7 protein-coding genes are annotated in these 6,088 nt (G+C 70.9%); 6 read left to right on the top strand and 1 reads right to left on the bottom strand.

The window, feature by feature from the left end; translation table 11 throughout:
• The 5 genes from KBX53_RS19235 to KBX53_RS19215 all read left to right on the top strand — a co-directional run.
• Positions 1–546: urease accessory protein UreF (locus KBX53_RS19235; RefSeq protein WP_210860809.1), on the top strand; the 546-nt coding region annotated here is incomplete at its 5' end.
• 43 nt (positions 547–589) lie between these two features.
• Positions 590–1,219 carry an urease accessory protein UreG gene (ureG, locus tag KBX53_RS19230; protein WP_210860807.1) on the top strand — a complete coding sequence of 210 codons (630 nt, stop codon included), beginning with the start codon at positions 590–592 and terminating at the stop codon, positions 1,217–1,219.
• Positions 1,216–2,133: an urease accessory protein UreD gene (locus KBX53_RS19225; RefSeq protein ID WP_210860805.1), complete on the top strand. Its 918-nt coding sequence runs from the start codon at positions 1,216–1,218 to the stop codon at positions 2,131–2,133. The genes ureG and KBX53_RS19225 overlap by 4 nt, the downstream gene beginning before the upstream one ends.
• 19 nt (positions 2,134–2,152) lie before the next feature.
• Entirely contained in the window at positions 2,153–3,178 is a 1,026-nt protein-coding gene (gene yut, locus KBX53_RS19220) for an urea transporter (protein ID WP_210860803.1), read from the top strand.
• Positions 3,179–3,204: 26 nt separating this feature from the next.
• Positions 3,205–4,866, top strand: a complete 1,662-nt coding sequence (locus tag KBX53_RS19215) for an ammonium transporter (RefSeq protein ID WP_210860800.1) — start codon at positions 3,205–3,207, stop codon at positions 4,864–4,866.
• A 32-nt stretch (positions 4,867–4,898) separates the two neighbouring features.
• On the opposite strand, the gene KBX53_RS19210 is transcribed toward KBX53_RS19215, so the two are convergent.
• Positions 4,899–5,618, bottom strand: a complete 720-nt coding sequence (locus KBX53_RS19210; protein WP_210860798.1) for a YoaK family protein — start codon at positions 5,616–5,618, stop codon at positions 4,899–4,901.
• 198 nt (positions 5,619–5,816) lie between these two features.
• On the opposite strand from KBX53_RS19210, the gene KBX53_RS19205 reads away from it, so the two are divergent.
• Positions 5,817–6,088 (top strand): histidine phosphatase family protein (locus tag KBX53_RS19205; protein ID WP_210860796.1); only part of this gene is annotated, 272 nt, incomplete at its 3' end.

The following is a 6,088-nucleotide window of genomic DNA, read 5'->3' as shown; positions in this document are numbered from 1 at the left end:
GTCCGGACGGTCACCCGGCTCGCCGCCAAGGGGGACGGGGTGGCGCTGCTCGCCGGTCACCGGGCGGCCCGGGCCGGCGACCTCGACCGGATCCGCCAGGCCGACGAGGCCGTGCACCTGCGCAAGATCAACGAAGAGATGCGCACCATGTCGGTCCGGATGGGCCGCAAACTGGCCGAGGCCGCCACCCGGATCGTCGGGGAGACGCTGCTCAAGAAGCGGATCGACGAGTCGGCGAACGGAGTGCCGGTCACCTACCCGGTCGCGCTCGGCGTGGTCTTCGCCGACCTCGGGGTCGACGAGCAGGACGCGTTCGCGGCCCACCAGTACGGCGCGGCGTCGACGGTGCTCAGCGCGGCGATCCGGCTGATGCCGGTGGACCACCTCGACGCGCAGTCGATCCTCTTCGCGGTCAACGAGCGGGTCGCCGACGACTACCGCGAGGTGCACACCGCGAACCTCGACGACATGCAGACCTTCGGACCGCATGCCGACGTGCTGGCCGCCGCGCACCAGCACGTGCACGTGCGGATGTTCATGAGCTGAATCCGCAGTCCGCGCAAACGAACCCAGGAAGGACAGGCACCGCATGAAGTCGGCAAGTCGTATCGGAGTGGGCGGCCCGGTGGGCAGCGGCAAGACCGCGATCATCGAGGCCGTGGTGCCACGGCTCGTGGAGAACGGGCTGCGGATACTGGTGATCACGAACGACGTGGTCACCACGGAGGACGCGAAGCACGTCCGGCGGGCGCTGACCGGGGTCCTGGTCGAGGAGCGGATCATCGGGGTGGAAACCGGGGCCTGCCCGCACACGGCCGTGCGGGAGGACCCGAGCATGAACCTCGCCGCCGTGGAGGACATGGAGTCCAAGTTCCCGGACAGCGACGTGGTGCTGATCGAGAGCGGCGGTGACAACCTCACCCTGACCTTCAGCCCCGCCCTGGTGGACTTCTTCATCTACGTCATCGACGTCGCCGCCGGCGACAAGATCCCGCGCAAGAACGGCCCGGGGATCTCCAAGTCCGACATCCTCGTGATCAACAAGACCGATCTGGCGCCCTACGTGGACGCCGACCTCGACGTCATGGCCCGCGACGCGGAGCTGATGCGCAACGGCAAGCCGGTCGTCTTCACCAACTGCAAGACGGGCGAGGGCGTCGACGATCTGGTCTCGCTGGTCCGCCGCAACGCGCTCTTCGACGCCGAAGTGGTCGCATGATCTCACTGGACAGTGCCCGTGAGCTGGCGCCGTACCAGGACCAACCGGCGCAGCTGCCGGCCGCCGCCAACGGCAAGGTCGGCATCCTGCGCCTCGGGTTCGAGCGGCGCGGGGACCGCACGATCCTGCACGACCTCTACCGGCAGTCGCCGCTGCTGGTGCAGCGCGCGCTCTACTGGGACGAGGAGATGCCGCAGCTGCCCTGCGTCATGATCCTCACCACCTCCGGGGGCGTCCTGCAGGGCGACCGCCTGCACATGGACGTCACACTGGCGGCCGGCAGCCAGGCGCACCTCACCACCCAGGCCGCCACCAAGATCCAGGAGATGGACGCGAACTACGGGACGCAGGTCCAGCGGTTCACCCTGGACGAGGACGCCTACCTGGAGTTCCTCCCGGAGCCGACGATCCCCTACCGGGCCAGCCGGTTCGCCACCGACAGCCGGGTGCGCCTGCCGGAGAGCGCCACGTTGCTCTACGGCGAGATCCTGCAACCCGGCCGCAAGTACTACCGCGACGGTGAGCTCTTCGCGTACGACCTCTTCTCCTGCTCCCTGCGGGCCGAACGCCCCGACGGCCGGCAGTTGTTCGTGGAGAAGTTCGTGGTGACCCCCCGGCAGTTCGGCGTGGAGAGGGTCGGGGTGATGGACCGCTTCCACATCTTCGGCAACGTCGTGCTGCTCACCAGCCCCGAACGGGCGGCCCGGGTCTTCGACCGGACGTCGACGCCGGTCTGGGACGAGCAGACCCCCCTGGCCAGCGCCGTCGGCCGGCTGCCGAACGACGCCGGGCTCATCTTCAAGGTGCTCGGTCAGGAGACCGAGCCGGTCCGCGCCGCGGTCCGCGCCTTCTGCGTGGCCGCCCGGGAAGAGGTGACCGGCCGGACCTTCCCGCCGGCGTTCAGCTGGCGTTGATCTGGCGAGGAGACGTTCCGTGACCGCAGTGGCGCACCGTTGGGACCGGCTCGGTGACGGCAACCCGCTTGTCGGGTTCGTCGACGCCTGCCTGCGCGGGCCGGCGCAGGTTCTGCTGCAGAACAACCCGCTCACCGGGCTGCTGGTCCTCGTCGCGGTCGCCTGGGGGGCGGTCGAGAACGGGCAGCCACGGATTTTCGGGGGAGGGGTCGTCGGCCTGCTCGTCGGCACCGCCACGGCGGTCGCCCTGCGGGTGGACGAGCCCTCCCTGCGCAAGGGACTGTTCGGCTTCAGCCCGTTCCTCACCGGCATCGCCGTGCCGACGTTCCTCGACGACCGGCCGCTGATGTGGCTCTACCTGGTGCTCGGCGCGATCGGCACGACGGTGGTCACGCTGGCCCTGAACACGATCTTCAAGACCTGGGGCCTGACCGCGTTCACCATGCCGTTCGTGCTGACGACGTGGGTGCTGCTGCTGGCCGCGTACCAGTTCGACCGCTTCACGGTGCTGACCAACCTCAAGCCGATGTTCCCCGGTGAGGGGCAGTTGACCGGTGGTCGTTTCGACTGGGACCTGATCCCCACCTTCCTGCGCGGGGTGTCCCAGGTCTTCCTGATCGACAGCTGGGTCACCGGGCTGATCATCCTGGTCGCGCTGCTGGTCAACTCCCGCTGGTCGGCGCTGTTCGCGGTGATCGGCGCGGTCGGGGCCACCCTGCTGGCGCTCTGGTTCGGCGCCGACTCGGCCTCGCTGGACAAGGGACTGTTCGGCTTCAACGCGGTGCTGACGGCGATCGCCGTGGGCGCGGTGCTGCACCGCCCCGGCGCGCTGGTGACCCTCTACACCCTCTTCGGCATCGCCCTCACGCTCTTCGTCCAGCTGGCCCTGGCGAGCGTGCTCACCCCACTCGCCATCCCGGTGCTGACCGGACCGTTCAACATCACCACCTGGCTGTTGCTGCTGCCCAAACGGCACTTCGCGCCGGTGCCCAACCACGAACGCGTCAAGGAGTCCGTCGTCACCGCGGTGCGACACACCGTCTGACGTCCCGACAGGAGAGGTGAGCCCCCATGCTCGCTCAGGAAGCGGTGAACTCGGGCGACACCGCCTGGGTGCTCGTCTGCACCGGCCTGGTGTTGTTCATGACCCCCGGCCTGGCCGCCTTCTACGGCGGTATGGTCCGCACCCGCAACGTCCTCGCGATGTTGCAGCAGAACATGATCGCGCTGGGCGTCGTCAGCCTGACCTGGGTCCTGGTGGGATACACCATCGCCTTCGGCGACGACGCGGGCAGCGGCCTCTTCGGCAACCTCGAACTCTTCGGACTGACCGACCTCAAGACCCCACCCGCACCCCACCTGCACGTGGTCGCCGGCCAGGTGACCATTCCGACGCTGGCCTTCGTCGCCTACCAGATGATGTTCGCGGTGATCACCCCCGCGCTCGTCACCGGCGCCACGGCCGGTCGGCTGAGGTTCGCCGGCTGGGTGGCGTTCCTGGCGATCTGGTCCATCGTCGTCTACGCGCCGATCGCGCACTGGCTCTGGCACCCGGACGGCTGGTTGGCCGCGTTCGGCACCCAGGACTGGGCCGGTGGAATGGTGGTGCACGCCTCGGCGGGCGCCGCCGTGCTGGGCACGTTGCTGGTCGTCGGACGCCGTCGTGGCTGGCCACGCACCGCCTCCCCACCCAACTCCATCCCGCTGACCATCCTCGGGGCGGGCATCCTGTGGTTCGGGTGGTTCGGTTTCAACGGGGGAGACGGACTCCAGGCCAACGGCCTGGCCGCCCAGGCGCTGATCAACACCCACCTGGCGGCCGCCGCCGGAATGATCGTCTGGCTGGTGGCGGAGCGGCTGAAGGACGGCCACAGCACCGTCGTCGGCGGCGTCTCCGGGGCGGTCGCCGGGCTCGCGACCGTCACCCCCGCCGCCGGGTACGTCAACACGCTCTCCGCCATCGCCATCGGCGCGATCGCCGGGTTCGTCTGCCACTTCGCGCTGCGGCTGAAGTACCTGCTGCGGCTCGACGACGCGTTGGACGTCCTCGCGGTCCACTTCGTCGGCGGCATGCTCGGCTCGCTGCTGGTCGGCTTCTTCGGCGACAGCGGTGTCAACCCGCTCGGCAAGGACGGACTCTTCTTCGGCGGCGGCGGATCCCTGCTCTGGCACCAGGTCGTCGGCGTGGTCACCGTGGTGGTCTTCTCCTTCGTGCTCAGTTGGGCGATCGCCGCCGCCGTGCAGGCCACGCTCGGGCTGCGGGCCCGCGCTGAGGTGCAGGACAACCTCGACCACGCCCAGCAGGACGCCGACGCGTACCACCTGGGCGGTGTGGCGGGTCTCAACGGCAGCGGCGCGCCCCAGCGTCGGCGCGAACCCGAACGCGGGCGCGACGCGCAACGACCGGCCCGGCCGCCGCAGGACGCCCGACTGGTGACCGCGACGGTCAATCCGACCCTGCTGCCGACCACCCGGGAGCTACGCGACGCGCTGGTCGGCGCCGGCGCCACCGCCATCGTGCTCTTCGACGCCACGGTCTCCACCGCCGAGCCGGCCGCCCGTTCGCTGCCCCGAGGGTTCTGGCAGGACCAGGACCTCGTGGGCCGGGCCCGGGTCGAGGTGGTGGTGGAACGCGCGGCGGTGCCCGCGGTACTGGACGTGCTGGTCCGCTACGGCGCGGACCGCTCCGAGTGCTTCGTGCAGGACGTTCAGCTCGCGACGGACGTGCGCTGAACAGGTACGCCCCGGCGCGACACCGACCACCGTCACCGACCGGTACGCAGCAGCAGCGACAGGCTGGCCAGGGTCAGCGTTCCCCAGGCCGGCACCCAGAGCGGCTGTTGCTGTGCCACGGTGCCGAGGCCGCCCCCGGCGGCGTAGCAGGTCAACGCCAGCAGCCCCAGGAAGGTGCCCTGCCGGGCCCGCGATCGGCCGGTGTCCGGTCCGACCAGCCACCGTCCGATGCGTTCACCGAGCTTGGCCACCGTGCCCGACTGGTAGGTGACGGCAGTGGTGATCCCGGCGGTACGGGCGAACAGCGTCGCCAGCGCGCCCATGGCGAGACCGCCGGCGGCGGCCAGCCCGACCCGCGCCGGCCCGCCCTGCCGGCCGTAGTCGAGCAGCACGTTGAGCGCCGTCCAGAGGGCCATGGCGAGCACGGCGCAGGCGAGCCCCCGCGAGGACTGCGACCACCGGCCCGGTGCCGTTCGGACCTGCGAGACGACGCCCGTCCCGACGGCGAACGCGACCAGCGAGGCCGCGGACTCGGGCCAGGCGGCGTGTCTGCCGGCCAGGCCGATGCCCAGCAGGACGGCGTTGCCCGACTGGTTGGCGACGAAGGCCCCGTAGTGCAGGAAGGCGAAGGCGTCGACGAAGCCGGCGGTGCCGGTGGTGAGGGCGAGGACCAGCAGCGGATGGCGGAACTCCCGGTACACGTCCTGGGGGTCCGCGGTGAACGACGGCCGCGCGGATGCCGAGTCGCCCATCGCGTTGCGCACCCTCCGACAGCGGCCCCGGACACGCCAGGCACAACGCACTGTACCGAACCGGTCACGCGGCTCAGCCCGTTTCGCGGCGGATCGACGGTTTCACGCCTGGTCGGCGCTCTCGCGCCGGGTCGGCCTGGGCGACGCGAACCCGGCCGGGGCGGCGGGCGACGACCCCGGTCGGGCGCAGGTCATAGGGTGGTCCCCGTGGCGACCCTCCTGCTTCTGCGACACGGCCGGACGACAGCGAACGCGGACGGCGGTCTGGCCGGCCGCCAGCCGGTCGAGTTGGACGACACCGGGCGCGCCCAGGCCAGCGCGGTCGGCGAGCGGCTGCGGCAGGTGCCGCTGGCCGCCGTGGTGACCAGCCCGCTGATCCGCTGCCGGCAGACCCTGGAGTTGGCGCTCCCGCAGGCCACCCCGGTCGTCGAGGACGGCCTGATCGAGTGCGACTACGGCAGTTGGGAGGG

It is taken from the genome of Micromonospora sp. M51 (genome assembly GCF_018070305.1).
In the GTDB taxonomy this organism is placed as follows: domain Bacteria; phylum Actinomycetota; class Actinomycetes; order Mycobacteriales; family Micromonosporaceae; genus Micromonospora; species Micromonospora parva.
This window is presented reverse-complemented; position numbering and strand designations above follow the sequence as displayed.